Origin of the sequence: Streptomyces albidicamelliae (genome assembly GCF_025642175.1) — a bacterium.
In the GTDB taxonomy this organism is placed as follows: domain Bacteria; phylum Actinomycetota; class Actinomycetes; order Streptomycetales; family Streptomycetaceae; genus Streptomyces; species Streptomyces albidocamelliae.
On sequence record NZ_CP106795.1, the window covers coordinates 1,925,055 to 1,951,014 of the forward strand.

At 72.7% G+C, this 25,960-nt stretch carries 25 protein-coding genes; 6 read left to right on the forward strand and 19 right to left on the reverse strand.

All coding sequences use genetic code 11. The features are described 5' to 3' along the window. Positions 1-13 precede the first annotated feature (13 nt). Entirely contained in the window at positions 14-1,375 is a 1,362-nt protein-coding gene (locus N8I86_RS08940) for a glutamine synthetase family protein (RefSeq protein ID WP_263277532.1), read from the reverse strand. A gap of 137 nt (positions 1,376-1,512) precedes the next feature. Between N8I86_RS08940 and N8I86_RS08945 the strand changes: the two genes are divergently transcribed. Then, positions 1,513-2,223 (forward strand): FadR/GntR family transcriptional regulator, encoded by a 711-nt coding sequence (locus N8I86_RS08945; protein ID WP_263280082.1) that lies wholly within the window; start codon positions 1,513-1,515, stop codon positions 2,221-2,223. 55 nt (positions 2,224-2,278) lie between these two features. After that, on the forward strand, positions 2,279-2,965 hold the full coding sequence (locus N8I86_RS08950; protein ID WP_263277533.1) for a gamma-glutamyl-gamma-aminobutyrate hydrolase family protein: 687 nt from the start codon (positions 2,279-2,281) through the stop codon (positions 2,963-2,965). On the opposite strand, the gene N8I86_RS08955 is transcribed toward N8I86_RS08950, so the two are convergent. Both N8I86_RS08955 and N8I86_RS08960 read right to left on the reverse strand, forming a co-directional pair. Further along, complete coding sequence (locus N8I86_RS08955; RefSeq protein ID WP_263277534.1) at positions 2,949-3,902, reverse strand: aminoglycoside phosphotransferase family protein; 954 nt, start codon at positions 3,900-3,902, stop codon at positions 2,949-2,951. The genes N8I86_RS08950 and N8I86_RS08955 overlap by 17 nt on opposite strands. A 389-nt stretch (positions 3,903-4,291) precedes the next feature. Then, positions 4,292-5,215 carry a LysR family transcriptional regulator gene (locus tag N8I86_RS08960; RefSeq protein ID WP_123438455.1) on the reverse strand — a complete coding sequence of 308 codons (924 nt, stop codon included), beginning with the start codon at positions 5,213-5,215 and terminating at the stop codon, positions 4,292-4,294. A gap of 70 nt (positions 5,216-5,285) precedes the next feature. Between N8I86_RS08960 and N8I86_RS08965 the strand changes: the two genes are divergently transcribed. After that, positions 5,286-6,461 carry a TDT family transporter gene (locus N8I86_RS08965; RefSeq protein WP_263277535.1) on the forward strand — a complete coding sequence of 392 codons (1,176 nt, stop codon included), beginning with the start codon at positions 5,286-5,288 and terminating at the stop codon, positions 6,459-6,461. On the opposite strand, the gene N8I86_RS08970 is transcribed toward N8I86_RS08965, so the two are convergent. The 4 genes from N8I86_RS08970 to N8I86_RS08985 form a co-directional block, all read right to left on the reverse strand. Continuing rightward, positions 6,373-7,149: a helical backbone metal receptor gene (locus N8I86_RS08970; protein WP_263280083.1), complete on the reverse strand. Its 777-nt coding sequence runs from the start codon at positions 7,147-7,149 to the stop codon at positions 6,373-6,375. The two genes, N8I86_RS08965 and N8I86_RS08970, sit on opposite strands and share 89 nt — an antisense overlap. A gap of 33 nt (positions 7,150-7,182) precedes the next feature. Further along, positions 7,183-7,755 carry a helix-turn-helix domain-containing protein gene (locus N8I86_RS08975; protein ID WP_073899647.1) on the reverse strand — a complete coding sequence of 191 codons (573 nt, stop codon included), beginning with the start codon at positions 7,753-7,755 and terminating at the stop codon, positions 7,183-7,185. A gap of 390 nt (positions 7,756-8,145) precedes the next feature. Then, a complete protein-coding gene (locus N8I86_RS08980; RefSeq protein ID WP_073899649.1) occupies positions 8,146-9,960 on the reverse strand; it encodes an ABC transporter permease/substrate binding protein in 1,815 nt (604 codons plus the stop codon). Further along, positions 9,953-11,029 carry a quaternary amine ABC transporter ATP-binding protein gene (locus N8I86_RS08985; protein WP_123438452.1) on the reverse strand — a complete coding sequence of 359 codons (1,077 nt, stop codon included), beginning with the start codon at positions 11,027-11,029 and terminating at the stop codon, positions 9,953-9,955. The genes N8I86_RS08980 and N8I86_RS08985 overlap by 8 nt, the downstream gene beginning before the upstream one ends. Positions 11,030-11,232: 203 nt before the next feature. Between N8I86_RS08985 and N8I86_RS08990 the strand changes: the two genes are divergently transcribed. Further along, positions 11,233-12,153 (forward strand): 5'-3' exonuclease, encoded by a 921-nt coding sequence (locus N8I86_RS08990; protein WP_073899653.1) that lies wholly within the window; start codon positions 11,233-11,235, stop codon positions 12,151-12,153. A gap of 113 nt (positions 12,154-12,266) precedes the next feature. Beyond that, the gene (locus N8I86_RS08995; RefSeq protein ID WP_263277536.1) at positions 12,267-13,112 is read left to right on the forward strand and encodes a siderophore-interacting protein; all 846 of its coding nucleotides are present in this window, start codon (positions 12,267-12,269) and stop codon (positions 13,110-13,112) included. Between the two features lie 12 nt (positions 13,113-13,124). Here the strand turns inward: N8I86_RS08995 and N8I86_RS09000 are convergent, their stop codons facing one another. Both N8I86_RS09000 and N8I86_RS09005 read right to left on the reverse strand, forming a co-directional pair. Then, positions 13,125-14,063, reverse strand: coding sequence for a 5'-nucleotidase (locus N8I86_RS09000; RefSeq protein ID WP_073899657.1), 939 nt, complete (start codon positions 14,061-14,063; stop codon positions 13,125-13,127). Positions 14,064-14,169: 106 nt separating this feature from the next. Beyond that, positions 14,170-14,751, reverse strand: a complete 582-nt coding sequence (locus N8I86_RS09005) for a GNAT family N-acetyltransferase (protein ID WP_073899659.1) — start codon at positions 14,749-14,751, stop codon at positions 14,170-14,172. A gap of 80 nt (positions 14,752-14,831) precedes the next feature. Between N8I86_RS09005 and N8I86_RS09010 the strand changes: the two genes are divergently transcribed. Then, positions 14,832-15,788, forward strand: coding sequence for a pseudouridine synthase (locus N8I86_RS09010; RefSeq protein ID WP_263277537.1), 957 nt, complete (start codon positions 14,832-14,834; stop codon positions 15,786-15,788). A 110-nt stretch (positions 15,789-15,898) separates the two neighbouring features. Here N8I86_RS09010 and N8I86_RS09015 read toward each other — a convergent pair whose 3' ends face one another. The 10 genes from N8I86_RS09015 to N8I86_RS09060 all read right to left on the reverse strand — a co-directional run bounded on the left by N8I86_RS09015 (position 15,899) and on the right by N8I86_RS09060 (position 25,929). Beyond that, positions 15,899-17,380, reverse strand: coding sequence for a cytochrome P450 (locus tag N8I86_RS09015; RefSeq protein WP_263277538.1), 1,482 nt, complete (start codon positions 17,378-17,380; stop codon positions 15,899-15,901). A 46-nt stretch (positions 17,381-17,426) separates the two neighbouring features. Then, positions 17,427-18,047 carry a GTP-binding protein gene (locus N8I86_RS09020; protein WP_073899664.1) on the reverse strand — a complete coding sequence of 207 codons (621 nt, stop codon included), beginning with the start codon at positions 18,045-18,047 and terminating at the stop codon, positions 17,427-17,429. After that, positions 18,028-18,456 (reverse strand): DUF742 domain-containing protein, encoded by a 429-nt coding sequence (locus N8I86_RS09025; protein WP_123438448.1) that lies wholly within the window; start codon positions 18,454-18,456, stop codon positions 18,028-18,030. The genes N8I86_RS09020 and N8I86_RS09025 overlap by 20 nt, the downstream gene beginning before the upstream one ends. After that, on the reverse strand, positions 18,453-18,857 hold the full coding sequence (locus N8I86_RS09030) for a roadblock/LC7 domain-containing protein (RefSeq protein WP_073899668.1): 405 nt from the start codon (positions 18,855-18,857) through the stop codon (positions 18,453-18,455). The genes N8I86_RS09025 and N8I86_RS09030 overlap by 4 nt, the downstream gene beginning before the upstream one ends. After that, positions 18,854-20,524 (reverse strand): ATP-binding protein, encoded by a 1,671-nt coding sequence (locus N8I86_RS09035; protein WP_263277539.1) that lies wholly within the window; start codon positions 20,522-20,524, stop codon positions 18,854-18,856. The genes N8I86_RS09030 and N8I86_RS09035 overlap by 4 nt, the downstream gene beginning before the upstream one ends. Positions 20,525-20,944: 420 nt before the next feature. Further along, a complete protein-coding gene (locus N8I86_RS09040; RefSeq protein ID WP_073899672.1) occupies positions 20,945-23,797 on the reverse strand; it encodes a DEAD/DEAH box helicase in 2,853 nt (950 codons plus the stop codon). Between the two features lie 98 nt (positions 23,798-23,895). After that, positions 23,896-24,846, reverse strand: coding sequence for a twin-arginine translocase subunit TatC (tatC, locus tag N8I86_RS09045; protein ID WP_263277540.1), 951 nt, complete (start codon positions 24,844-24,846; stop codon positions 23,896-23,898). Between the two features lie 47 nt (positions 24,847-24,893). Beyond that, positions 24,894-25,172 carry a Sec-independent protein translocase subunit TatA gene (gene tatA, locus N8I86_RS09050; RefSeq protein ID WP_073899676.1) on the reverse strand — a complete coding sequence of 93 codons (279 nt, stop codon included), beginning with the start codon at positions 25,170-25,172 and terminating at the stop codon, positions 24,894-24,896. 259 nt (positions 25,173-25,431) lie between these two features. Beyond that, positions 25,432-25,626, reverse strand: a complete 195-nt coding sequence (locus tag N8I86_RS09055; protein ID WP_073899678.1) for a hypothetical protein — start codon at positions 25,624-25,626, stop codon at positions 25,432-25,434. Between the two features lie 42 nt (positions 25,627-25,668). Continuing rightward, a complete protein-coding gene (locus tag N8I86_RS09060; protein WP_073900074.1) occupies positions 25,669-25,929 on the reverse strand; it encodes a hypothetical protein in 261 nt (86 codons plus the stop codon). Between the last annotated feature and the right edge of the window lie 31 nt (positions 25,930-25,960).

Consider the following 25,960-nt stretch of genomic DNA (forward strand, 5'->3'; position numbering starts at 1 on the left):
ACGGGTGGTCGCCTCACAGGCGTTCGAAGGAGCGGCGCAGTTCCCAGTCGGTGACCGCGGCGTCGAAGGCGTCCAGTTCGACGCGCGCCATGTTGCGGTAGTGGGCCACGACCTCCTCGCCGAACGCGGCCTTCGCGACGGGGCTGTTCTCCCAGAGTCCGGCGGCCTCCCGCAGGGTGGTCGGGACGTGCTGGAAGTCGGCGGTGTAGGCGTTGCCGGGGCACGGCTCGGGGAGTTCGAGTTTCTGCTCGATGCCGTACAGGCCGGCCGCGACGAGTCCGGCGACGGCGAGGTAGGGGTTGACGTCGCCGCCGGGGAGGCGGTTCTCGAAGCGCAGGGAGCGGCCGTGGCCGACGACCCGGAGGGCGCAGGTGCGGTTGTCGTGGCCCCAGGCGACGGCGGTCGGGGCGAAGGAGCCGGGCTGGAAGCGCTTGTAGGAGTTGATGTTCGGCGCGTAGAGGAGCGAGAAGTCGCGCAGTGCGGCGAGCTGTCCGGCGAGGAAGTGCCGCATGACGTCCGACATGCCGCCCTCGTCGTCGGCCATGGCGTTGGCGCCGTCGGCGTCGGCGAGCGAGAGGTGGATGTGGCAGGAGTTGCCCTCGCGCTCGTCGTACTTGGCCATGAAGGTGAGCGAGACGCCCTCCTGGGCGGCGATCTCCTTGGCGCCGGTCTTGTACAGGGCGTGCTGGTCGCAGGTGACGAGGGCCTCGTCGTACCGGAAGGCGATCTCGTGCTGGCCGGGGTTGCACTCGCCCTTGGCGGACTCGACGGTGAGGCCGGCGCCGGCCATGTCGTTGCGCAGGCGGCGCAGCAGGGGCTCGATGCGGCCGGTGCCGAGGACGGAGTAGTCGATGTTGTACTGGTTGGCCGGGGTGAGGCCGCGGTAGTTCGCGTTCCAGGCCTGCTCGTAGGTGTCCTTGAAGACGATGAACTCCAGCTCGGTGCCGACCTGGGCGGTGAGGCCCAGACCGGCGAGACGGTCGAGCTGGCGGCGCAGGATCTGGCGCGGGGCCGCGACCACCGGGGAGCCGTCGTTCCAGGCGAGGTCGGCGACGAGCAGCGCCGTGCCGGGGTGCCAGGGGATGCGGCGCAGGGTGGACGGGTCGGGGTGCATGGCGAAGTCGCCGTAGCCGCGGTCCCAGGAGGACATCGCGTAGCCGTCGACGGTGTTCATCTCGGTGTCGACGGCGAGAAGGTAGTTGCAGCCCTCGGTGCCGTGGTGCAGGACCTCGTCCAGGAAGAAGCGGGCCGCGAACCGCTTGCCCTGAAGACGCCCTTGCATGTCGGGGAAGGCCAGGACGACAGTGTCGATCTCACCGCCCGCGACGAGGGCGTGCAGTTCCTCGACGCTGAGCGGGGCTGTGCGGTCTGCCACGGGAGAGCCTCCTTCGGCGCCTTCGCGCCTCTTCGGCCGGGCCGGGAGCCATAAGGTATTGCTCAGAACCATTGCTTGGGAAGGGGGTACGGCGGGTGTCGCGGGAGACGGAGTGGCAGCGGGCGGGCACCGGGGGGATCGGCGACCGCCTCGCTCCGGTGCTGCGGCCGGTGCGGGCGGGCAACGGCTTCGAGGAGGCGCTGGAGCAGATCCTGCAGGTCGTCCGGCTGGGCCTGGTGCCGGGCGGCGAACGGCTGCCCGCCGAGCGGGAACTGGCGGAGCGGCTCGGGATCAGCCGGGTGACCCTGCGCGAGGTGCTGAAGGTGCTGCAGGACCAGGGGCTGGTGGAGGCGCGGCGCGGGCGGTACGGCGGAACGTTCGTGCTGCCGCGCGCGGACGCGGGCGGCGAGGACGAGCTGCGGCGGCGCGTCGCCGGGGTCGACGTCGAGGACGTGCTGCGCTTCCGCGAGGTGCTGGAGGTGGGGGCGGCCGGGCTGTGCGCGGCGCACGGGCTGACGGACGCGCGGGCCGGCCGGCTCCGGGAGGCGCTGCACCGCACGCACGAGGCACCGCTCGCCGACTACCGGCGGCAGGACACGCTGCTGCACCTGACGCTCGCCGAGCTGTGCGGTTCGCCGTCGCTCACCGCCCAGTACGCGGCCGTCCGGGCCACCGTCAACGACCTGCTGGACTGCATCCCGCTGCTGGTGCGCAACCTGGAGCACTCCCAGCGCCAGCACACCGCACTGGTGGACGCGGTGCTGGACGGGGACGCGGGCGGCGCGCGGGAGATGATGCGCGAGCACTGCGCCGGCACGGCGGCCCTGCTGCGGGGCTTCCTGACCTGAGCCGGCTTCTGCAAAGGTGTGGGTGAGCACCTTTGCGCTTTCCGGGAAGGGCAGCATGACCGTACGACCGCTGATCGGTGTGAGCACGTACCTGGAGGCCGGTACGCGCTGGGGGGTCTGGGAACTGGCCGCCGCGCTGCTGCCGGCCGCCTATCCCCGGCTGGTGCAGCGCGCCGGGGCGCTGGCGGCGATGCTGCCGCCGGACGCTCCCGCGCACGCGGCGGCCGCCGTCGCCCGCCTGGACGGGCTGGTGATCGCCGGCGGCCCGGACGTCGATCCCGCCCGCTACGGTGCCGAGCGGTCGCCCCGCACGGGGCCGCCCGCGCACGAGCGGGACGTGTGGGAGCTGGCGCTGATCGACGCGGCCCTCGCGGCGGGCGTGCCGCTGCTCGGTGTCTGCCGGGGCATGCAGTTGCTGAACGTGGCCCTCGGCGGGACCCTGGTGCAGCACCTGGACGGGCACGCGGAGGTGGTCGGCGTGTTCGGCGGTCACGCGGTGAAGCCGGTGCCGGGCACCCTGTACGCGGGGATCGTCCCGGAGGAGCTGACGGTGCCGACGTACCACCACCAGGCGGTGGAGACCCTCGGCGCGGGGCTCGTGCCGTCGGCCTACGCGGCGGACGGCACCGTGGAGGCGGTCGAGCTGCCGCGGGAGCGGGGCTGGGTGCTGGGTGTCCAGTGGCATCCGGAGATGGGCGAGGACCTGCGGGTGATGCGCGCCCTGGTCACAGCCGCCTTCTGAGCCAGGTCAGGGCGGCCTCGCCCTGGGCCCGCTGGAAGGGCCGCAGGGTGGGCAGTCCCGGCGGGGCGGGCTTCAGCGAACCGCGCAGGAAGTAGCCGGTGAGGGCGGCCAGCGCGGCGGTCACCGCGTCCGGGTCCGCCGCGCTTCCGAGCGGGTGCGCGGTGAAGACCTCCTCCGGCTCGGGGCCGCCCTGGGCCCGCACGCACGGCAGCAGCACGAGCAGGTCGAACCAGGCGGCGGCCCGCACGGCGTGCGGCCAGTCCACGAGGACGACGCGGCCGTCTGCCGTCAGCAGGACGTTGTCCGCGCGCAGGTCGCCGTGGGCCAGGGTGTCCCCGGCCGCGCCCTCGGCCCACCGGGCCTCCAGCGCGGCGAGTTCCGGCAGGTGATCCGCGGCCCAGGCGCCGAGTCCGCCCCGCAGGTCGCCGGCTTCGCGCTCGGCGAGTGCGCGCCAGCCGGTGAAGTCCTCGGCCAGGGCCTCGCCGACGGGCGGGGCGAGCAGGGGCGCCCGGCCGGCGGTGCGGGCGAGGAGGGTGACGGCGTCCAGCACCCGGCGCAGCTCCGCCGGCTGCCAGGGCACGTGCGGCTGGCGCCCCGTCACCTCCTCGAAGACCAGGGCGACCCAGGTGCCGTCGTCGTAGCACCCGAGCAGCCGGGGCGCGGGCACACCGGCCGGGAGCGCGTCGGCGATCCGCGCCTCCCTGCGGTGCAGAGCGGGGCTGTCCGGGTTGGCCGCGGCGCTCACCGCCTTGACGAAGCCGGTGCCGCCGGCCGCGGTGCGCACCCGTGCGGCCACGCCCGGCGAGAAGCCGCCGCTCTGGGTCACGGCGTGGACGACCGGCGCCCCGAGCACCCCGCCGACCGCGTCCCGCACGGCACGCGGGAGGTCTTCCCAGGGGGCGCGGACGCCGGTGGCGGGCGGGGCGGTGAGAGTCATGCCGATCATGATGGCGGAGCGGCCCGCCCCCCGGCCAAGCGTTTTCCGTGACGTGCGGCGGAGGCGTGCGGGACGCGGGGGCGTCTCCCTGCGCCGGTGGCCTGCGTGCGGTCCGAACGGCGGGCCGGCCCGAGCGTTGCTGCCGCTGACGCGCGGCTGCGACTGCTGGGCGCGAGGGTGTCTTCCTGCGTCGTGACGTGTGCGGTGCCGGGCGGTGGGGGTGGGGCACCCGGTGTGCTGTCGTTGGCGGGCTGCTGTGTCGGGCGGTGCGGGGCGTCTTCCTGCGCCCGGACCGCGGGCCGACGGGTCGCCGTTCCGCGGGTCGGGCCCGTGCGTTGCTGCCGCAGGCCGGCCACAGCACAGGGAGACGCCGACGCGTCCCGCACCTCTCAGCCGCGTGTCAGCGACAGCAGTTCGCGGGCCGGGCCTGCCGGGCGGTGGCCCGTCGGCCAGACCGCGCGCAGGTCGCGGCGCAGGGGGACGCCTTCCACCGGGATGCTCACCAGGCGCCGCATGGCCAGCTCCTCCCCCACCGCCAGTTCGCTCAGCACCGACGGGCCCGCACCGGTGACCGCCGAGGCCTTGACCGCCGTGGTGGAGGAGAGTTCGAGCAGAGGGCGGGCCAGGCCGCCGAGCGCCGCGTCCAGCACCTGCCGGGTGCCGGATCCGCGCTCGCGCAGGATCAGCGGGGTCCCGGCGAGTTCCTCGGGGGTCAGCGGACGCCGGCGGCGGGCCCAGGGGTGCCCGGGGGCGGTGACGACGATCAGCCGGTCGTGGGCGATGACCACGGAGTCCAGGCCGGTCGGCACCGTCAGCCCCTCCACGAAGCCGAGGTCCGCCTCGCCGGCCAGCAGCAGCTCGGCGACCTTCGCCGAGTTGCCCGCGAGCAGCGAGACGGCCGTGTCGGGACGCTCGGCGTGCAGCGCGAGGAGCCAGCCGGGCAGCAGGTACTCGGCGATGGTCATGCTGGCCGCGACCCTGAGGCGCGAGTCCCGCCGGTCCCGCAGGGCCCGCGCGCCCGCGTCGAACGCGGCCGCCGCCTCCACGACCCGGCGGGCCCAGTCCGTCACCAGGGCGCCCGCGTCGGTGAGCCGGGAACCGCGTGGCGAGCGGTCGACCAGCGCGACGCCCAGCTGCCGCTCCATGGAGCGCAACCGGCTGCTCGCGGCCGGCTGGGTGATGCCCACCTCCCGCGCGGCCGCGCCCAGACTGCCCAGCCGCGCCACCGCCAGCAGCAGCTCCAGCCCGGCCAGATCGGGAACCCGGTGTGCCAGCGACTGCCCGCGCTCCTGCCGCCCCTCCGCCTCACTCATAAGACAAGCTTATGCCCTCATAGGGCGGAACTCCCTGGTCAGGCGGGGACAGCGGCGCGAGCGTGGAGCCATGGTCACCGTAGCCCCGGCCCCGTCCGCCCCCGTCGCCCCCGCCGGCCCGTGCCCGGCACGCCTCCAGCACCTCGGGCCCAACTGGTACGCGTCCGTCATGGGCACCGCCGTCATCGGCTCGGCCGGTGCCGCGCTGCCCGGGCACCCGGAGGGCCTGCGCACGCTCCCGGCGGGGTTCTGGGTGCTGTCGCTGGTCGCGCTGGTGACCCTGCTGGCGGCCCGGGCGCTGCGCCGGGCCCGCCACCGGGACTGGGCCCGCGGCGACCTGCTGGACCCGGCGGCGGCGCCCTTCTACGGCTGTCTGGCGATGGCCCTGCTGGCGGTGGGCGGCGGTGCCATGACGGCCGGCCGGCCCCTGCTCGGCACCGCGGCGGCCGTGGTCCTGGACGCGGTGCTGTTCACCGCGGGCACGGTGGTCGGGCTCGCCGCCGCCGTGGCCGTCCCGTACCTGATGGCCGTACGGCACCGCGTCGAGCCGTCCCAGGCCGGTCCGGTCTGGCTGCTGCCGCTGGTCGCCCCCATGGTGTCGGCCGCCGTCGGTCCGCTGCTCGTTCCGCACCTGCCGCCGGGCCAGCCCCGCGCGACCCTGCTGCTGGCCTGCCTGGCGCTGTTCGGGCTGAGCCTGTTCGCGACGCTGCTGATGCTGCCGCTGGTCTTCGCCCGGCTGGTCGCCTCGGGCCCGCCGCCGCTCGCGCTCGCCCCGACCCTGTTCCTGGTGCTCGGCCCGCTCGGCCAGTCCACCACCGCGGTCGCGCTGATCGCGGAGGCCGCTCCCGGTGCCGTACCGGCCCCGTACGCGCGCGGCCTGGAGGTGTTCGCCGTGCTCTACGGGGTGCCGGTGATGGGGTTCGCGCTGCTGTGGCTGGCGTTCGCGACCGCCCACGTGGTGCGGGCCCGGCGGCACGGCATGGGGTTCTCGATGACCTGGTGGGCGTTCACCTTCCCCGTCGGCACCTGTGTCACCGGCGCCGCGGCCCTCGCCCGGCACACCGGGCTCACGGCGTACGGCGCCCTCGCCGCCGGCCTGTACGCCGTACTGGCGGCGGCCTGGCTCGCGGCCGCCTCCGGCACCGTGCGCGGACTGCTCAGCGGCGCGCTGCCCGCAGGGCTCCGGCCAGCACCCGCGGCGCCCGCGCCAGTGACGGGCCGTACCAGGTCAGGTGCCGTCCGCTGACCAGCGCGCAGCGCAGCCCCGGGAAGGCCTCCGGGCCGTCCTCGGCGGTGAACCGGTAGGGCTCGTCGGGGAGGACCACCAGGTCCGGGGCGGCGGCGCGCAGCTCCTCCACGGGGACGCGGGGGTAGCGCTCGGGATGGCCGGCGTAGCGGTGGTCGACGCCCAGGCGGGTCAGGACGTCCCCGGCGAAGGTGTCGCGGCCGAGGACCATCCAGGGGCGCCGCCAGATCGGGACGACCGCCGTCGTGCGGACGGCCGGCTCCGGCAGCGCGGCCCAGGTGGCCTCCGCCTCGTCCAGCCAGCGGGGGCGGCTCCGCGCCCCGCACGCGGTCAGCACCCGCTCCAGTTCCGTGAAGGCCTGCGGCACCGTCCGCACCTCGGTGACCAGCACGGGCACACCGGCCGTGCGCAGCGCGTCCAGGTCGGGGGCGCGGTTCTCCTCCTCGTTGGCGACGACCAGGTCGGGAGCGAGGGCGAGGATTCGGTCGAGGGCCGGGTTCTTCGTCCCGCCGATCCGGGTGACGGCCAGGTCCGCCGGACGGCTGCACCAGTCCGTGACGCCGACGAGGGCGCCGGGCAGGGTCTCGGCCACCGCCTCGGTCAGGGACGGCACCAGGGAGACGACCCGCGCCGCCGAAGGGCGCGGGGAGCCGCCGGGCCGGCCACCGCCGAGAGACACGGGGTCCACCACGCGTCACGCCCTTCTGTCCGCGCGGAACCTCTAGCGCGACCTGTCCTTGACCGCTTCGATGTGCTCGGCGACCGCGACCACGATGATCCTGGTGTCCGGGACGGTGGCCCGCCAGCGGTGCCGCACACCACCGGTCAGGTACAGGGTGTCGCCGCGGCCGAGACGGTGGGCGCGGCCCTCGGCCTCGATCTCCACGGCACCGTCGGCGACGTACATCAGCTCGTCGTTGCGGTGCTGGAACTCGCGGCCGGCGTCGTGGTCGCCGGTGAACTCGGAGGCGTGCAGCTGGTGGTGGCCGCGTACCAGGGAGCGCGTGCGCGGCGCGAAGTCGCCGTCCGCGACCGGTTCGGCACGGACGACGTCCACGCTGGCGGCGGGGTCTGCGGCGGCGAGGAGTTCGACGGCCGTGGTGCGCAGGGCGTCGGCCAGCTTCTCCAGTGAGCTGCGGCTGGGTCGTGCCTTGTCGTTCTCGACCTGGCTGAGGAAGGGCACCGAGAGTCCGGTGCGCTCGGCGAGGCCCGCGAGGGTCAGCTCCAGGGCACGGCGGCGCCGCCGGACGGCCGCGCCCACCCGCACGGGCTGCTGCTCTTTGTGGTCGCCCATGGCCTCGGCTCCCTCCCTCGCTCGTCGTGCCGCTCTCCGGGTGCCCGCCGGGAGGCATGCCCCTTCTGATGACTTCTCTGCACCCTACGCATGTTCGGCAAACCGTTTCACGCGGCTGCCATATTGCTGACATGCGCATGGGAGCGCACCCCCACGGTTCGCGCCACCCCGTCACGGGCGCGCGCCCGGCCGGAACAGGCCTGTGCCGGAGGTGATTGCGCCGCTCGGGCGGGCGGTGCAGCTCCGTCCGCGCCCATGGTCATCACGTGCGGTGATTGGCCGAATCGGATCCGTGGCCGGCGGGCCGGGGCGGCCGGGAAGCCGAGAGGGGCGGACAGCGCCGTCGTACGGTGCTGTCCGCCCCTCGGCAGGCGGTCCGGGCCGGTCAGGTCACCCGGCCGCCCGGCTGTCGGTGCCGCCCTTGGCGACCGGGGCCCACTTGTCGACCAGGCCCGGGTTGCGCTTGAGCCAGTCGCGGACGGCGTCCTGCTCCTTGCCCTTGCCGGCCTTCTGGATCCCCGCCTCCAGGCTCGTGAGCTGCTTCTCGGTCATGGAGAAGTCCTGCAGCCAGCGGCCGACCTCGGGGTTGTCGGCGGCGAAGCCCTCGCGGGCCAGGGTGTGCACCCCGTCGCCCTTGCCCCAGGCGCCCTTCGGGTCCTTCAGCTTCTTCAGGCCGTAGTCGCTGTAGGCCCAGTGCGGCGACCAGAGGGTGACGACGACCGGCTGCTTCTTGGCGTAGGCGCGCTTGAGCTCGGCGAGCATCGCCGGGGTGGAGCCGTCGATCACCTCGTAGTCGCCCTTGAGGCCGTACGCGCCGAGCACCTTGTCCTTGAGCAGGCCCATCATGCCCGCGCTGGGCTCGATGCCGACGATCTTCCCGCCGAACTCGGAGGCGTGGGCCTTGAGGTCCGCCAGGGAGTTCACGTCCTTGACGTACGACGGGACGGTCAGCTCCAGGGAGGTGGGGCCGTACCACTTGCCGAGATCGTCGAGCTGCTTGCCGTACTTGCGCCAGTACTCGGCGTGCGTGGTGGGCAGCCAGGAGTCGGTCTCGAAGTCGAGCTGGCCGGTGGCGAGGCCGGTGTAGAGGGGGCCGGCCGCGTACTGGGTGGTCGTCACCTTGAAGCCGCGCTCCTCGAGGAGCTCCTTCCAGAGGAAGGTGGAGGCGATGCCCTCGTCCCAGGGGATGTAGCCGATCTTGATCTCCCTGCCCTTGCCGACGTCGGTGCCGGAGGCCTCGGAGGTGCCGCTGGAGTCGCCGAAGACGCCGAGCCCGCCGGCGACGAGGGCGAGGATCACCACACCGGCGAGGGCCACCGCCGGCCGGGGGCGGTACGACCACGCGCGCGTGGGGGCCTTGGCGGTGGCCCGGCGGCTCAGCGGGGACAGCTGGGTGCCGAGCGCGCCGGTGATCCGGTCCAGGTAGATGGCGAGGACGACGATGCCGACGCCCGCCTCGAAGCCGTAGCCGATGTCGAGCTGGCCGATGGCCTCGTTGACGGCGCCGCCGAGGCCGCCGGTGCCGACCATGCCCGCGATGACGACCATGGACAGGCCCAGCATGATCACCTGGTTGACGCCGGCCATGATGGTCGGCAGGGCGAGCGGCAGCTGCACGCGCCACAGGGTGTTGCGCGGGGTGGTGCCGAACGCCTCGGCGGCCTCCACCAGTTCGGCGTCGACCTGCCGGATGCCCAGCTCGGTCATGCGGACGCCGGGGGCGAGCGCGAAGATCAGGGTGGCCACCACACCGGCGGCGGTGCCCAGGCCGAAGAAGAGCATGGCCGGGATCAGCAGCACCATCGACGGCATGGTCTGCAGCAGGTCCAGCACGGGCCGTACGGCCGCGCTGACCGCCTTGGACCGGGCCGCCCAGATGCCCAGCGGCAGCGAGATCACCAGGGCGATCACGGTCGCCACGAGGACCAGCGCGAGTGTGGACATGGCGCGGTCCCACAGGTCGAGCGAGTCGACCAGCGCGAATCCGGCGAAGGCCAGGACACCGGCGAGCAGGCCGCGCAGCCACCAGGCGACGACGGCGAGGATGCCGGCCATCAGCAGCGGCGCGGGCGCGGTGAGCACGGCGTCGATGCCGTCGTACATGCCCTCCAGGACCGCCTTGACGGCGTCGAAGAGCCAGGAGAAGTGGTCGACCAGCCAGTTCACGCCGGAGTCGACCCAGTCGCCGAGGGGAAGCCTAGGCACGGGCGGTCACCTTCTTCGGGCCGTCGCCGCACACCGCGGGCTCGTTCGTCTCGTCGCCGAGGAAGCCGACCAGGCGCTGCCGGGGCACGACGCCGACGAGGGTGCCGTCGCCGTCGACGACGGCGACGGGGTGGCTGAGCCGTGCGCTGATCGCGCACAGCTCGGTGAACGGCGTGCCCGGTGCCGCGGTCTCGCAGTCGCAGTCGGCCTCGTCGCCGCGCAGGGCGGTGTCCATGACGGCGGCGGCGGTCAGCACGCGGGAGCGGTCGACGTCCTGGATGAAGGAGGCGACGTAGTCGTTCGCGGGGCGCAGCAGGATGTCCTCGGCCGTGCCCGTCTGCACGATGCGGCCGTCGCGCATGACGGCGATGCGGTCGCCGAGCCGCATCGCCTCGTTGAGGTCGTGGGTGATGAAGACGATCGTCTTCTTCAGCGTCTTCTGCAGCTCCAGCAGCTGGTCCTGCATGTCCCGCCGGATGAGCGGGTCCAGGGCGCTGAAGGACTCGTCCATCAGCAGCAGGTCGGCGTCGGTGGCGAGCGCGCGGGCCAGGCCGACGCGCTGCTGCATGCCGCCGGACAGCTCGTCGGGCCAGGACGTCTCCCAGCCGGCCAGGCCGCACAGGGCGAGCGCCTCGTCGGCGCGACGTCCGCGCTCGGCGCGGGGCACGCCCTGCACTTCCAGGCCGTAGGCGGCGTTGTCGCGGACGCTGCGGTGCGGGAAGAGCGCGAAGTGCTGGAAGACCATGCTGATCTTCTTCGACCGCAGCTCGCGCAGCTCGCGGTCGGCGAGCCCGGTCAGGTCCTGCCCGTCGAAGCGGACGGTGCCCGCGGTGGGCTCCAGCAGGCCGTTGAGCATGCGCAGGAGGGTGGACTTCCCGGAGCCCGACAGCCCCATGACGACGAAGATCTCACCGGCCTCCACCCGGAAGGACGCGTCGATCACCGCGGCGGTCGTGCCGTCCGCGCGCAGCTCCTCCCGGTCGGTGCCCTGCTTCAGGGTCTTCACTGCTGCGTCCGGTCGTCTGCCGAACACCTTGAACAGGTGCTCCGCCTCAAGCCTGGCTTGCACGCGTACCTCTCGTCTCCGGGGACAGGAACAGGAGACGTAGGGCCGCGAACAGTTGAAAAGTGCAACAGCCTCGCTCCGAGAACCGCACCTCCCCCCGTCCGACCAGGACAAACGCACAAGTGGCAGGGCTCACGGCGATGCGCAGCACGCAACTCGTTCCGGCGCGGGGGGACGCTGTCGGTGCCGTACGGCATGATGCGAGCGTGACCGGACGACTGATGCTCCTCGACACCGCCTCGCTGTACTTCCGCGCCTACTTCGGCGTCCCGGACTCCGTGAAGGCGCCCGACGGCACGCCGGTGAACGCCGTGCGGGGACTGCTGGACTTCATCGACCGCCTGGTGAAGGACCACCGGCCGGACAGGCTGGTCGCCTGCATGGACGCCGACTGGCGCCCGCAGTGGCGGGTCGACCTGATCCCCACCTACAAGGCGCACCGGGTGGCCGAGGAGCACGAGGGCGGCCCGGACGAGGAGGAGGTGCCGGACACCCTCTCCCCGCAGGTGCCGGTCATCGAGGACGTCCTGGACGCGATCGGTATCGCCCGCGTCGGGGTCGCGGGGTACGAGGCGGACGACGTGATCGGCACGTTCACCGCCCGCGCCGACGGCCCGGTCGACATCGTCACCGGCGACCGCGACCTGTACCAGCTGGTCGACGACGGCCGCGGGATCCGGGTGCTGTACCCGGTCAAGGGCGTCGGCACGCTGCAGCTGACCGACGAGGCGGTGCTGCGCGAGAAGTATGGCGTCGACGGGCGGGGGTACGCGGATCTCGCGCTGCTGCGCGGCGACCCGAGCGACGGCCTGCCGGGCGTGGCCGGCATCGGCGAGAAGACGGCCGCCAAGCTGCTCGCCGAGTTCGGCGACCTCGCCGGGATCATGGCCGCGGTCGACGACCCGCGGGCGAAGCTCACGCCGTCGCAGCGCAAGCGGCTCACCGAGGCCAGGCCGTACCTCGCGGTCGCGCCGAAGGTGGTCCGGGTGGCCGGCGACGTGCCGCTGCCGGACGTCGACACCGCCCTGCCGCACACCCCGCGCGACCCGGCGGCACTGGAGGACCTGGCGAAGCGCTGGGGCCTGGGCGGCTCCCTGCAACGGCTGCTGGACACGCTCGTGGAGTGACCCAGTGGGAAATATTCCGGCAAAGGGCTCCCATCGAGCCCTCGGGAGAGAGGTGTTCACTCGGAGCGAGGTGCTAACTTAGGTAAACCTAACCAATCTCGCAGGAGGCCGTGATGGCAGAGCGCCCGGGACGTCAGCCGCGCAGGGCCCATACCGCCCAGGTCGTACGCACCGAACGCCTCACCCCCCACATGCAGCGTGTGGTGCTGGGCGGCGAGGGCCTCGCCGGATTCGCCGCGGACACCTGCACCGACCACTACGTGAAGCTGCTGTTCGCGCCGCCCGGCGTGACCTACCCCGAGCCCTTCGACCTCGAGCGCATCCGCGCGGAGTTCCCCCGCGAGCAGTGGCCGGTGACCCGGACCTACACCGTGCGCGCCTTCGACCCGGAACACCGGGAGCTGACCCTGGACTTCGTGATCCACGGCGACGAGGGCCTGGCCGGACCGTGGGCCACCCGCGTCCGGCCCGGTGACCCGGTCCGCTTCATGGGCCCAGGCGGCGCCTACGCGCCCGCCCCGGACGCGGACTGGCATCTGCTCGCCGGCGACGAGAGCGCGCTGCCCGCGATCGCCCGCGCCCTGGAGACCCTGCCGGCCGGCGCCCGCGCCCACGCCTTCATCGAGGTCTCCGGCCCCGAGGAGGAGCAGAAGATCGACTCCGAGGTGGAGGTCGTCTGGCTGCACCGTGGGACCCGCCCGGTCGGCGAGGCCCTGCTGGAGGCCGTACGGGCGCTGGACTTCCCGGCGGGCCGGCCGCACGCCTTCGTGCACGGCGAGGCGGGCTTCGTGAAGGAGCTGCGCCGGCTGCTCCGCGTGGAGCTCCAGATCCCGCGCGAGGACCTGTCCATCTCCGGCTACTGGCGGCTCGGCCACAACGAGGACGGCTGGCAGGCCTCCAAGCGGGACTGGAACGCCCGTATCGAGGCGGAGCAGGAGGGCGGCGCGGCCGCCGCGTGAGCCCCGCCGCGCTCAGGGCGCCGTCTCGTTGATCCTGCCGAACGGGACGTGCACGCTGGGCGTGGTCCGGGACGTGCTCTCCAGGTGGGTCACCTGGTCGTCGAAGAAGATGTGCGGGTTCAGCACCTTCATGACCGCCCCCTTGTCTATACCGCCGAGGAAGAAGGCGTCGTTGACCCGTACGCCCCACTCCTTCAGGCTGCGCACGGCACGCTCGTGCGCCGGCGCGTTGCGGGCGGTCACGATGGAGACGTGGACGCGCATCTCGTAGCCGGGATCGCTCCTGCGCCGCTCCTCCTCGCGCCGCTGGATGCGGTTCACCCCCGCGAGGAAGTCCCGCAGGGGACCGGGGTCGTGCGGGGTGGCCGCGTTACGGGCCTCGTGCGCGCGGAACTCCTCCAGACCGGCCGACTGGAACACCTGCTCCGCGGCGTCGCTCGCGAGCACTCCGTCGAAGTCGAAGGCGATGCGCAGGTCCCGGTCGGCGGGGTCGTCCGCGTACGCCGACCCCAGCACATGCCCGGCCGGCAGTCCCGCGGCGACGGCCTCGCGCACGTCGCCCCCGTCGGCCGACAGGAACAGGGACATGTTCAGCGCCGTCATGAACGGATACGGGGAGCGTCCCTGCCGGAAGATGGCCCGGCTGATCGGCAGACCGTGCGCCTGGATCGACCGCATGACCCGCAGGCCGGTGTCCGGGTCGTTGCGGGAGAGGATGATCACCTCGACGAGCGGGTCCCCGGGCTCGCTCAGGTCGTTCAGGGACAGCAGCCGCCGGACGAAGGCGAACGCCACCCCCGGCCGCAGCGTGTGGTCGACGTTCTCCTCCTGGTGGGCCCGGTAGGCCTCCTCGCCCTGCTCCCGGAACACCGCGTCCGACTCCCGCAGATCGAACAGGGCACTGGAGGCCACTCCGACGACGAGTCGGTCGGCGAGTTCGAACACCGGCATGCGGGACACCCAGGGACGACGGGAGACGACCCGTCATCATGGCACGCCCGCCCAGCACCCGAGGACGATGCCCGAGTCCTGTACGTCCCGGGGGCCGCCCCGGCCGTCAGTCGCCGTGCACCCGCGCGTGGAAGTGCATGTCGTGCCAGCCGTCCCGGTGCAGCAGGGCGCTGCGTTTGGTGCCCTCCAGAGCGAAGCCGGCCTTCTCGGCGACCCGGCAGGAGGCCGGATTGGCGGTGGCGTGGAAGAGTTCGAGCCGGTGGAAGCCGATCTCCTCGAAGGCCCAGCGGCTCAGGGCGGTGGCGGCGCGGGCGGCGACACCCCGGCCGCGCGCCCGGGCCACCGTCCAGTAGGCGACCTCGGCGACACCGTCCCCGAGCAGGATCTGACGCAGCGCGACCCGGCCCCGCAGCCCGTCCGTCGCCTCGTCCACGACCGCCCACTGGACTTCCCGCTCGCCCTCCCACCCCGCCCGCCACTGCGCGATCCAGCCGGCGGCCTCCTCCTCGGAGTCGCAGGTCCTGATGTGCCACTGGTGGAGGGAGGGGTCCTGGAAGGCGGCGTGGACGGCGGGCGCGTCCCCGGCCCGCCAGGGGCGCAGCAGCAGGCCGTCGCCGGTGGGCAGGGAGGGCTGCGCGGTACGGGCGAGGGTCCCGGGAGGCAGCACCGGGCTGGTGAGGAACGGCATGATCCACATCCTGCCCACCGGGGGGCCCGCCCCACACCGGATCGGCACGCATGGACCACCCCCTCGTACCCTGGGTGCCGATGAGACGCCGTACCCCGCCGCCGCCCGCCCCGCTCCCCCAGCGCGACGGGGTCGACCCCGTACGGGTGCGGCTCCCCGTGGACGGGGCGTGGGCCACCGTGCGCGAGCACCTGGTGGAGCGGCTGACGGGCGCCGGCCCCGGGGTCGTCGAGGGGATGTTCGACGCGGGGCTGATCGTCGGCGCCGACGGGCGGCCGGTGGCGCCGGGCGCGCCGTACGAGCCGGGGATGTTCGTGTGGTTCCACCGGGAGCTGCCCCCCGAGGTACCGGTGCCGTTCCCGGTGGAGGTGGTGTACCGGGACGCGCACATCGTCGTGGCCGACAAGCCGCACTTCCTGGCCACCACCCCGCGCGGCTCGCACGTCGCGCAGACCGCGCTGGCCCGGCTGCGGCACGAGCTGGGCATCCCGGCGCTGTCGGCCGCGCACCGCCTGGACCGGCTGACCGCCGGGCTGGTGCTGTTCACGGTGCGGCCCGAGGAGCGCGGCGCGTACCAGTCGCTGTTCGCCGAGCGGCTGGTCCGCAAGGAGTACGAGGCGATCGCCCCCCACGACCCCGCGCTGGCCCTCCCCCGCACCGTGCGCAGCCGGATCGTCAAGGAGCGCGGGGTGCAGGCGGCGCGCGAGGTCGAGGGTGAGCCGAACGCCGAGACGTACGTGGAACTCGCCGCCCACCGGGAGCGGCTGGCCCGGTACCGGCTTCTCCCGGCGACCGGGCAGACGCATCAGCTGCGGGTGCACCTGAACACGCTGGGCGTGCCCATCCTGGGCGACCCGCTGTACCCGGAGGTGACCGGCCCGGTGCCGCCCGGTGATTTCCGGCGCCCGCTGCAACTGCTGGCGCGCAGGCTGGCGTTCACCGACCCGGTCACCGGGGCGGAGCACGCGTTCGTCAGCGGCTGCGTGCTCCGCGCCTGGTCGTCGTACGACACCTGGGCCGGTGGCGAGCAGACCTAGGGCCTGGCGTTTGGATCATGCCCGCGCCGCAGGGCGTGGCACGCCCCGCTCGGGTCGGCAGACAAGGCACCGTGGGCCAGGCCGGCCTGATCCGAACGACAGGCCTTAGGTCACTCGCCGCGCCACCAGTGCAGCAGGCGCCGCCAGACGCCCTTCGGCCGGTCCGGACCGGCCGGCGCGGGGACGAAGTCCGGCGCGGGGCGCGGGGCGGGCAGCGGTTCGGCGGCCGGGGCGGGGGCGCTGCTCAGGGTGCCGACCTGCCAGTCGGCGCGCTGCTGCGGCAGGGGCATGGCCCGCGGCGGCAGGTCGACGTCCTGCTGCGGCTTGGGTTCGAACCGCACCGGCAGCGCCACCAGGTGCCGGGACGCGATGGACGCCCGCCACTGGAGGTCGTCCTCCGCGCAGTCGAGCCCGATGTCCGGCAGCCGGGTCAGCAGGGCGTCGACACCGACGTCGGCGATGGCACGGCCGATGTCCTGGCCGGGGCACTCGTGCGGGCCGCCGCCGAAGGCCAGGTGGGACCGGTTGCCCTGCATGCCGGCCGACAGGTCCGGGCGGACGCGCGGGTCGAGGTTGCCCGGGGCGGGCGCGAACAGCAGCCCGTCGCCCTTGCGGATGCGCTGCCCGCCCAGCTCGGTGTCCTGCTTGGCGTAGTAGCCGAGGACGGTGCTGAACGGCGGCTCGTCCCACAGCGACTGCTCGATCGCCTCGGGCACGGTCATCTGGCCGCCGTTGAGCTGGGCACGGAAACCCGGCTCGGTGAGGACCATCCGCAGCGCGTTGGCGAGCAGGTTGGCGGTGGCCTCGTAGGCCGCGAACAGGACGAGGCGCAGGTGTTCGCGGACCTCGTCGTCGTCGAGTCCGGCCGGGTGGGTGATGAGGTGACTGGTGAAGTCGTCCTCGGGCCTGGCCCGGCGCCGGGTGGTGAGCCGGCTGAGCGCGTCCATGACGTAGGCGTGGCTCTGGATGGCGGTCTCGGTGCCCTTGAGCGCGTCGCGGGCGGCCTGCACCATCCGGTCGTTGTACTCCTCGGGCATGCCGAGGATCTCGCACATCACGGCCATCGGCAGGTGCTCGGCGAAGTGCGAGACCAGGTCGGCCCGGCCCCGCTCGCAGAAGCTGTTGACCAGGGCCTGTGTGGAGCGGCCGATGTGCCGGCGGACGCTGCGGTGGTCGATGGTCGACATGGCCGCGGTGACGGCGGCCCGCAGCCGCTGGTGCTCGTCGCCCTCGGCGTGCGAGCAGATCGGCTGCCAGGCGATGTGCGGCATGAGCGGGTGGTCGGGCTTGACCTCGCCGTCCAGCAGCGGCGTCCAGATCCGGCTGTCCCGGGTGTACTGCGAGGGACTGCGCACGAGTTGCAGGTTCTCGGCGTGCCCGAGGACCACCCACATCGGCACGTCGTCGTGGAGCAGTACGGGGGCCACCGGGCCGTGCTGGTCGCGCAGCCGCTCGTAGAGGTCGCCGAGGTCCTCGGCGTCGGGGCCGTAGAGCCGGTGCAGTCCCCCGGGGCCGAGCCCGTGCGCCGGGCAGCCGGGCGGCGGGCCGGGGGTGGGGTCGGTGCCGGTGAGGTATTGGGGTTCAGGCGTCACAGTGATCGCTCCGGAACGGATGGAGTGGGGGTCGGTCGGCTGCGGGTCAGGTGAGGGCGCCCGACATGGCCAGGGAGTGCAGGAAGCGCATGAGCGTCATGAGCACGTCCTTGCTGGAGGCGCGGCGGCGCACGTCGCACTCGATGATCGGGATGTCCGGGGCCAGGTCGAGCGCGGTGCGCAGTTCCTCGACGGGATAGCGGGGCCCGTCGGGGAAGGAGTTGACGGCGACGACGAACGGCACCCCGCGCTCCTCCAGCCGGCCCATGACGTCGAAGCTGACTTCCAGACGCCGGGTGTCGACCAGGACGACCGCGCCGAGGGCGCCCTCGAACAGGCCGTTCCACAGGAACCAGAAGCGCTCCTGGCCGGGGGTGCCGAAGAGGTAGAGCACCAGCTTGTCGGTGATGCTGATGCGGCCGAAGTCCATGGCCACGGTGGTGGCCGTCTTGGAGTCGGAGCCGTAGTTGTCGTCGACGCCGATGCCGGCCTGCGTCATGGTCTCCTCGGTGGTCAGCGGCCTGATCTCGCTGACCGAACCGACCATGGTGGTCTTGCCGACGCCGAAGCCGCCCACGATCACCAGCTTCACCGCGGCCTGCGCGGTGTGCGGCAGGTGGTCCTCGGTGCGCGGGCCGGGGAGCGTGTCAGAGCCGTTGAAGTCCATGCATCACCGCTTCGAGGAGTGAACGGTCGGGGACCGCCTGGCGGACGATCGGGGCGCGCGCCTGCACCAGTTCGGCCGCGATCAGCTCGGTGATCAGTACGGTCACCGCGCTGAACGGCAGTTGGAGATAGGCCGAGAGCTCGGCCACGGACAGGGGGGCCGCGCAGAGCCGGAGCACCGCCGACTCCTCCGGTGACGCGGCCGGCTGGGGTGCGGAGCGCGCCACGATCAGCGTCACGAGGTCGAGTTCGGCCCGTGCGCCGTCCGCCGACCCGGCGATCGTGTACAGCCGCTCGGGGTTCCTTGGCGGCACCTGGCCGCCCGCCGGCTGGGGCCCCGGCGGGGGCGGGGGCGGCAGGTGTTGTCGCTGGTGCTGCGGCTGGCGCCGTTTGCGTCGTGGAGGTGTCATACGGTCTGCCCGTTCCGCCGGGGCGGACTGGTGAGATGGGCGCCGATCCGGACGACGAGGTCCCGCATCATGCCGCTCATCCGGCCCGGCTCGCAGGTCACGTCGGCCAGTACGGCGAGGTAGGCGTTGGCGCCGGCGTTCATCAGGTAGAAGTAGCCGCCCTCGATCTCGATGACGACGACCTTCATGTCCCCGGCGCCGGGGATCTCCTGGATGATGGCGCCGGCCAGGCTCTGCACGCCCGCGCAGGCGGCGGCCACCCGGTCCGCGGCGTCGGGGTCGCCGCCGTAGCGGGCGATGCGCAGTCCGTCGGCGGACAGCACCACGATCATCTCGATGCCCGGCACGCCGTCGTTCAGCTGCTTGAGCATCCAGTCCAGGTTCGCTCGCTGCTGGATCACTTGAGAGTCCCCTCGTCGTCGGCCTCGGTGGCCCCCTCGATGGGGTCGTCCGAATCGTTGAGCAGGTGCACGTACTTGGTGGGGTTGAGCGTGAAGTCGGTCAGCTCGGCGGCGGTGGCGTCCTCGGGCATGCCCTTGCGCAGGCCGTCCCAGAAGGCCTCCATCCACATGCCGGGCGGCCGGTCCATGAGCTTCTTGCGCTCGGGGTCGATCTCGGGCTCGGGTTCCGGCTCGGACCGGGTCTGGGACCAGATGGTCGGCCTGCCCTCGCGCTCGGCGCGTTCGATGGCGGCCTGTTCGGCGTACCGCTGGGTGAGCGAGGTCTTCACCCGGCTGCGGCGCTGGGGCAGACCGCCCGCGGTCCACTCGGTGACCTCCGGGACGTCGTCCTCCATGGAGATGCCGGCCGGGATCTTGGGGCTGGTGGGGCGGCGGCGCTTCGGCGGGCGCTTGGGGCCCTCGACGGCGCCGAGTTCGGGCTGGGGCACGCCGGTGGCGCCGATGCCGTGCGCGGCGCCGACGCCGGGCTCGGTGGTGGTCATGACGCGCGGGATGATGAGGATCGCGCGGACACCGCCGTAGGCGGAGGCGCGCAGCGAGACCTCCATGTCGAAGTGCTTGCAGAGCCGGCCGACGACGGCGAGGCCGAGGCGCGGGTTCTCGCCGAGGTTCTGCGCGTCGTCGCCGTTCTTGGCGTCCTCGATCATCTGCTCGATGCGGGCGCGGGACTCCTCGCTGAGGCTGACACCGGCGTCCTCGATCTCGACGGCGATACCGGCCTGCACCTCGGCGGCGGTGACGCGCACCTTGTTCGTGGGCGGCGAGTAGCGGGTGGCGTTGTCGAGGAGCTCGGCGGCGGCGTGGATGACCGGCTCGACGGCGGTGCCCTTGATGTTGATGTTGACGATGGAGCTCAGCTCGATGCGCCGGTACTCGAGGATGCGGGACATGGCGCCGCGCAGCACGCTGTAGAGGGAGACCGGCAGGGGCCACTGGCGTCCGGGGCGGCCGCCGCCGAGCACGGAGATGGTGTCGGCGAGCCGGCCGATCAGCGAGGTGCCGTGGTCGAGGCGGAGGAGGTCGTCGAAGACCTCGGGGTTGCGGCCGTGGTCCTCCTCCATCTCGCGCAGTTCCTTGGCCTGCTGGTGGACGATGGCCTGGACGCGGCGGGCGATGCTCACGAAGGAGCGCTCGGTGGCGTCGCGCATCGAGATCTCGTGGTCGGCGCCGCGCAGCGAGACGCGGAACATCTCGCGGTACGACTCGTGCAGTCCGCGCAGTTCGGGGTCGACGTCGTAGACGTTGGTCAGTACGTCCCGCAGCGGTTCGCCGGCGCGCAGCCGCAGCAGGCCGGTCGGAATGATGTCCGTGGCGAAGCGGGTGATCAGGTCGTCGTGGGCGGCGAGCCGGTGTTCCAGATACGCGCGGTGACGGGCGTGCTCGGCCCTGGTCTCGCGCAGGATGCGGCCCCGGCGGGCGGCCTCCGCGCCGGTGACGAGCACCAGCAGCACCGCCAGCGCCCCGCACAGGCCCACGGCGAGCCGGGCCGACGCCGGCACCAGGGCCATGGCGGCAGCGCTCGCGGCGGCCATCACTATGGCCGGCGGCAACAGGACGCGCGCATAGGGACGTTCACGGCGACCGGGAGGCTTCTGAACACTCACCATGGATGCCTTCTGAGACGAATCGGCTGGGTGTCGGGGGAGCATGGAAGGGGAAGGTTCATGGAACTGACGGGATCTTCGGGAGATTTGGGAACAGGCGCACGAATTCACCTCAACTCGGTGCGCCGCGGGCGAGCTTAGTCCGACCGGATCATCGCTGTGTCATATTCGGCAAGCACCGGAAATCCCTTGCGTGACAGGAGTACGCTCGGCTCCATTTACACGCACGGCTCCCATTCGAACACGTTCGGTCACCGTGAACGGGTATGCGAAGGTCACTCACCGTGATGAGTGAATAGGCGTCCGTCGGCTGACGAACGACGGCCCCCGCCCGGCGGACCCGCTCCCCTCACCCAAGGGGGCGCGTCCACCGGGCGGGGGCCCGGAGTTCACACCGTGCGGCGGCCGGTGGCCGCCTTCCGCTCAGCCCACCGACGAGTAGGCGACGACACCCCGCAGCACCTGCTCGACGGCCTTGCGCGCGGTCTTCGCCACGGTCGAGCCCTCGGCCGGCGCGGCCGCCGAGATCTGCCCGAGCACGTCGATCACCTGCTTGCACCAGCGCACGAAGTCGCCCGCCGGCATGTCCGCCTCGCGCAGCACCTCGTCGAGCGCCGTCCCGGAGGCCCACATGTACACGGCCCAGGCGAATCCCAGATCGGGCTCGCGCTGCCCGACGCCTTCGGTCTGGCTGATGCGGAAGTCCTCCTCCAGGGCGTCCAGCCGGCCCCAGATCCGCACCATCTCGCCGAGCGCGGCCTTCGCCTTCCCCGACGGCAGCTTCGGCGCCATCGCGTCGTCGCCGACCCGCGCCTCGTACACCAGCGCCGAGACGCAGGCGGCCAGTTCGGCCGGGCTCAGGCCCTCCCAGACGCCCTCGCGCAGGCACTCGCTGGCCAGCAGGTCCAGTTCGCCGTACAGCCGGGCGAGCCGCTTGCCGTGCTCGGTGACCTCGTCACCGCGCAGGTAGTCCATCTCGGTCAGCAGGGCGACGATCCGGTCGAACGTGCGGGCGATCGTGTTCGTCCGGCCCTCGATGCGGCGCTCCAGCTGCGAGGTGTCCCGCAGCAGCCGGTGATACCGCTCCGCCCACCGCGCGTGGTCCTCACGGTCGTTGCAGCCGTGGCAGGGGTGCGCGCGGATCGCCGTCCGCAGCCGGGCGATCTCCCGGTCGTCCGCGGCCTGCGAACGCTTCTTGCGGGCCCGGTCCGGCGGGATGTGCCCGGCCTTGGTGCGCAGCGCCGACGCCAGATCCCGACGCGACTGCGGGGAACGCGGGTTGAAGCTCTTCGGGATCCGCATCCGGTCCAGCGGCTCGACCGGCACCGGGAAGTCCATCGACGCCAGCCGCTTCACCTGCCGTTCGGCGGTCAGCACCAGCGGGCGCGGGCCGTCGTGGTGGTCGAAGCCGCGGTGCCCGTTGGAACGGCCGGCGGGCAGACCCGGGTCCAGCACCAGCGCCAGGCCCGCGTACTTGCCGGTGGGCACGTGGATCACGTCGCCCGGCTTGAGCTTCTCCAGCGCGACGGCGGCCTCGGCACGCCGCTGGCTCGCACCCTGGCGGGCCAGCTCCGTCTCCCGGTCCTTCAGCTGGCGGCGCAGCTGCGCGTACTCCTCGAAGTCACCGAGGTGGCAGGTCATGGAGGCCTTGTAGCCCTCCAGGCCCTCCTCGTTGCGCTGCACCTGCCGGGAGATCCCGACGACCGACTTGTCGGCCTGGAACTGCGCGAAGGAGGTCTCCAGCAACTCCCGCGAGCGGTGCCGGCCGAACTGCTCCACCAGGTTGACCGCCATGTTGTACGACGGCTTGAAGCTGGAGCGCAGCGGATACGTACGCGTGCCCGCGAGACCGGCCAGGTGCTCGGGGCTCATGCCGCGCTGCCAGAGCACCACGGCGTGGCCCTCGACGTCGATGCCGCGGCGGCCGGCCCGGCCGGTCAGCTGCGTGTACTCGCCGGGCGTGATGTCGGCGTGCTGCTCGCCGTTCCACTTGACGAGCTTCTCCAGCACCACCGAACGGGCGGGCATGTTGATGCCGAGCGCGAGCGTCTCGGTCGCGAACACGGCCTTCACCAGGCCGCGCACGAACAGCTCCTCGACGACCTCCTTGAACGTCGGCAGCATGCCCGCGTGGTGGGCGGCGATGCCCCGCTCCAGGCCCTCCAGCCACTCGTAGTAGCCGAGGACGTGCAGGTCCTCCGGCGCGATGTGCGCCGTGCGCTCCTCGACCAGGGCGCGGACCGTGTCCCGCGCCTCCTCGTCGTTGAGCCGCAGACCCGCGTACAGGCACTGCTGGACCGCGGCCTCGCAGGCGGCGCGGCTGAAGATGAACGTGATCGCGGGCAGCAGACCCTCGGAGTCCAGGCGCTCGATGACCTCCGGGCGGCCCGGCGTCCACACCCGTGAGCGCTGCCGGCGCTCCCGCTCCCGGTCGGCCTCGCGCATCGCACGGCCGCGCCGGCGGTCCTGGTACGACGGCCGGGTGGCCTCCATGCGGGCGAGGCGGGCGAGGTCGGGGTTGACGGCCTTCTTGTGGCCCTCGCCCTCCTCGAACAGGTCGTACATCCGCCGCCCGGCGAGCACGTGCTGGAACAGCGGCACGGGCCGGTGCTCGGAGACGATCACCTCGGTGTCGCCGCGGACGGTGTCCAGCCAGTCGCCGAACTCCTCCGCGTTGGACACGGTCGCCGACAGCGACACGAGGGTCACCGACTCCGGCAGGTGAATGATCACTTCCTCCCATACGGCACCGCGGAAGCGGTCGGAGAGGTAGTGCACCTCGTCCATGACCACGTAGCCGAGGCCGAGGAGGGTCTGGGAGCCCGCGTACAGCATGTTCCGCAGGACCTCGGTGGTCATCACGACCACCGGCGCCTCGGAGTTCACGCTGTTGTCGCCGGTGAGCAGGCCGACCTTGTCGGCGCCGTAGCGGCGGCACAGGTCGGCGTACTTCTGGTTCGACAGCGCCTTGATGGGTGTCGTGTAGAAGCACTTCTTGCCCTGCTGGAGGGCGAGGTGGACGGCGAACTCGCCCACGATCGTCTTGCCCGAGCCGGTGGGGGCGGCCACCAGCACGCCCTTCCCCGCCTCGAGCGCCTGGCAGGCCTCGATCTGGAAGGGGTCGAGGCCGAAGTCGTACATCTCGCGGAAGGACGCGAGCGCGGTGGCCTGCTCGGCTGCCCGCCTGCGGGCTGCCGCGTACCGCTCGGCCGGTGAGAGGTCCTCTGTCATCGTACTTTCGAGCGTACCGGGCCCCACTGACAACAGGACGATCATTATCGGGAACGGGCACCGATCGACCGGAGCACACGGATGCCCCCGTCCCGGTGGGACGAGGGCATCGCACAGCGGACCGCGGAGCGGTCCGGCGCGGCTCAGGTGACGTCGTCGTAGCCGTTGACCCGGTCCGTGCTCGCCTGCTCGGGCAGCGCCCGCGCGGCCGGGATGGGCTCGACCGCCCCGATCTCCTCGGGCGTGAGATCCAGCTCGGAGGCCTCGTCGTCCCCGGGTCCTGCCGCGTCGCGGCGCAGCTTGCGGCGGTCGTTGAGCAGCGAGAAGCCGACGGCCCCGAAGTACAGCACCCAGATCGGTCCCGCGAGCGCCAGCATCGACAGCGGGTCCGTGCTCGGCGTGGCCACGGCCGCGAAGACGGTGATGCCGAGGATCATCGCCCGCCACCAGCCGAGCATCCGCCGGCCCGTCAGCACCCCGGTGAGGTTGAGCATGATCAGCAGCAGCGGCAGCTCGAAGGAGAGACCGAAGACGAGCACCATGCGGGTGACGAGCTGGAGCAGGTCGTCGAGCGGCAGCAGGTTCTTGATGTCGCCGTTCGGCGTGAAGTCGATCAGCACCTTCGCGGTGGTCGGCAGCACCTTGTACGCGAAGAACGCACCGCCGAAGAACAGCGGGGCGCCGGTGAAGACGAAGGCGTAGGCGTACTTCTTCTCGTGCTGGTGCAGACCCGGCGCGACGAACGCCCACAGCTGGTACAGCCAGATCGGCGACGCGAGGACCACGCCCGCCGTCAGCGAGACCTGCAGGGCCAGCGTGAAGGGCGCGAGCAGGCCGTTGATCGTGATCTCCGCGCAGGTGTGCTTGTCCGAGGACTTCGCCAGCTGCTCGAAGGTCTCCTGGCAACCCACCGAGTCGAGGATCGGCTTCGTCAGGAAGTTGATGATGTCGTTGTAGAAGAAGGCCGCGACGACCGTCACGATGACGATGGCCAGCATGGCCTTCGCGAGCCGGTTGCGGAGCTCACGAAGGTGATCCGCGAGGGGCATCCGCCCCTCGGGATCTCTCTCCTTCTTGCGGGCAGGCTTGAGCAACCCACGTCCTCATCTCGTGCGGCGGGCCGGGGCGTTCCGGCCCTGCGTCAGCGCTGGGTGGAATCCGTCGGCTCGTTGACCGGCCGCGAGCTGGTCACGTCGCCGGGGGCCGCCTTGATGGTGCGCTGGGCCGGGGGCTGCTCGTTGGACGCGGGCGCCTGCTGGGAGGAGTTGCCCTCTTCCTTCATCGCCTTGGCCTCGCTCTTGAGGATGCGCGCGGACTTGCCGAGCGAGCGGGCCATGTCCGGAAGCTTCTTCGCGCCGAACAGCAGGATGATGACGACGAGGATGAGAATGATCTCGGGAGCTCCGAGCCTTCCGAACATAAGTCTTTACCTTCTCACCGAGGCGGCTGGGGGTGGGCGCTGTCCGACCCGTCGGACATGCGTCCGATGGTCGTGCTGTCAGCGATCGTAACGCTCAGGGGTAAACGTCAGGCAATCCCCGTGCGTACTCCCGGTCAGCGGCACGGGCCTCGTTCGCCGCACCACGACCAGCAGCGTACCTTTCCCGATGGGCAGCATGACAGGGCGAAGTGACGCAAACCGCTTGTGCCGCCCACCTCACCCGCGTCCCCGCGACGGCTCAGAGCGCGTCCACCGCGCGGGACGCGCTCGCCACGGACCGCTCCAGATCCTCCGCCGCCCGGTCGATACGGCTCGCCGAGGCCGCCACCTGCCGCCCCAGACGCCGCGCCTCCACGAAGACCCGGACGGCGAGCACCCCCAGAACGGCGAGACCCAGGAAACCCACGGCTACCGCGAACATCGGCCAGAACATGCCACCGAGCCTAGACCGTCTCCCGCCGCCGGACGCAGCCGCCTACGCCGTGGAGTGCAGCCGCAGGGTGCGCACCCCGCCGCCGGTGAGCAGCTCCACCACCCGCTCCCCCGCCGGCTTGCGGACCGCCGCCCCGCACTCGGGGCAGGTGAAGGAGTAGAACGTCGTCCGGCTGCTCCCGCCGATCGCGAGCCGCAGGGCACTCGCCGCCAGTTCGAAACGGCCCCGGCAGTCCGGGCAGCCCGCTCTGAACATCACCGGGACCGCTCTTCTCATCCCGGCGAAGGCCGCCGCCACCGTCATCCCGCCCGCGCCCGACCCCGGAGACTCGCTC

What these genes read in the sequence shown, in the direction of transcription:
- N8I86_RS08950 (WP_263277533.1), top strand. Translation starts at nt 2,279, where the DNA reads ATGACCGTACGACCGCTGATCGGTGTGAGCACGTACCTGGAGGCCGGT.
- N8I86_RS09035 (WP_263277539.1), bottom strand. Translation starts at nt 20,524, where the DNA reads ATGGTGAGTGTTCAGAAGCCTCCCGGTCGCCGTGAACGTCCCTATGCG.
- N8I86_RS09055 (WP_073899678.1), bottom strand. Translation starts at nt 25,626, where the DNA reads ATGTTCTGGCCGATGTTCGCGGTAGCCGTGGGTTTCCTGGGTCTCGCC.
- N8I86_RS09020 (WP_073899664.1), bottom strand. Translation starts at nt 18,047, where the DNA reads ATGGACTTCAACGGCTCTGACACGCTCCCCGGCCCGCGCACCGAGGAC.
- N8I86_RS08995 (WP_263277536.1), top strand. Translation starts at nt 12,267, where the DNA reads ATGGCAGAGCGCCCGGGACGTCAGCCGCGCAGGGCCCATACCGCCCAG.
- N8I86_RS09005 (WP_073899659.1), bottom strand. Translation starts at nt 14,751, where the DNA reads ATGCCGTTCCTCACCAGCCCGGTGCTGCCTCCCGGGACCCTCGCCCGT.
- N8I86_RS09000 (WP_073899657.1), bottom strand. Translation starts at nt 14,063, where the DNA reads ATGCCGGTGTTCGAACTCGCCGACCGACTCGTCGTCGGAGTGGCCTCC.
- tatA (WP_073899676.1), bottom strand. Translation starts at nt 25,172, where the DNA reads ATGTTCGGAAGGCTCGGAGCTCCCGAGATCATTCTCATCCTCGTCGTC.
- N8I86_RS08960 (WP_123438455.1), bottom strand. Translation starts at nt 5,215, where the DNA reads ATGAGTGAGGCGGAGGGGCGGCAGGAGCGCGGGCAGTCGCTGGCACAC.
- N8I86_RS09010 (WP_263277537.1), top strand. Translation starts at nt 14,832, where the DNA reads ATGAGACGCCGTACCCCGCCGCCGCCCGCCCCGCTCCCCCAGCGCGAC.
- N8I86_RS08975 (WP_073899647.1), bottom strand. Translation starts at nt 7,755, where the DNA reads ATGGGCGACCACAAAGAGCAGCAGCCCGTGCGGGTGGGCGCGGCCGTC.
- N8I86_RS09060 (WP_073900074.1), bottom strand. Translation starts at nt 25,929, where the DNA reads ATGACGGTGGCGGCGGCCTTCGCCGGGATGAGAAGAGCGGTCCCGGTG.
- N8I86_RS08965 (WP_263277535.1), top strand. Translation starts at nt 5,286, where the DNA reads ATGGTCACCGTAGCCCCGGCCCCGTCCGCCCCCGTCGCCCCCGCCGGC.
- N8I86_RS08955 (WP_263277534.1), bottom strand. Translation starts at nt 3,902, where the DNA reads ATGACTCTCACCGCCCCGCCCGCCACCGGCGTCCGCGCCCCCTGGGAA.
- N8I86_RS09040 (WP_073899672.1), bottom strand. Translation starts at nt 23,797, where the DNA reads ATGATCGTCCTGTTGTCAGTGGGGCCCGGTACGCTCGAAAGTACGATG.
- N8I86_RS09025 (WP_123438448.1), bottom strand. Translation starts at nt 18,456, where the DNA reads ATGACACCTCCACGACGCAAACGGCGCCAGCCGCAGCACCAGCGACAA.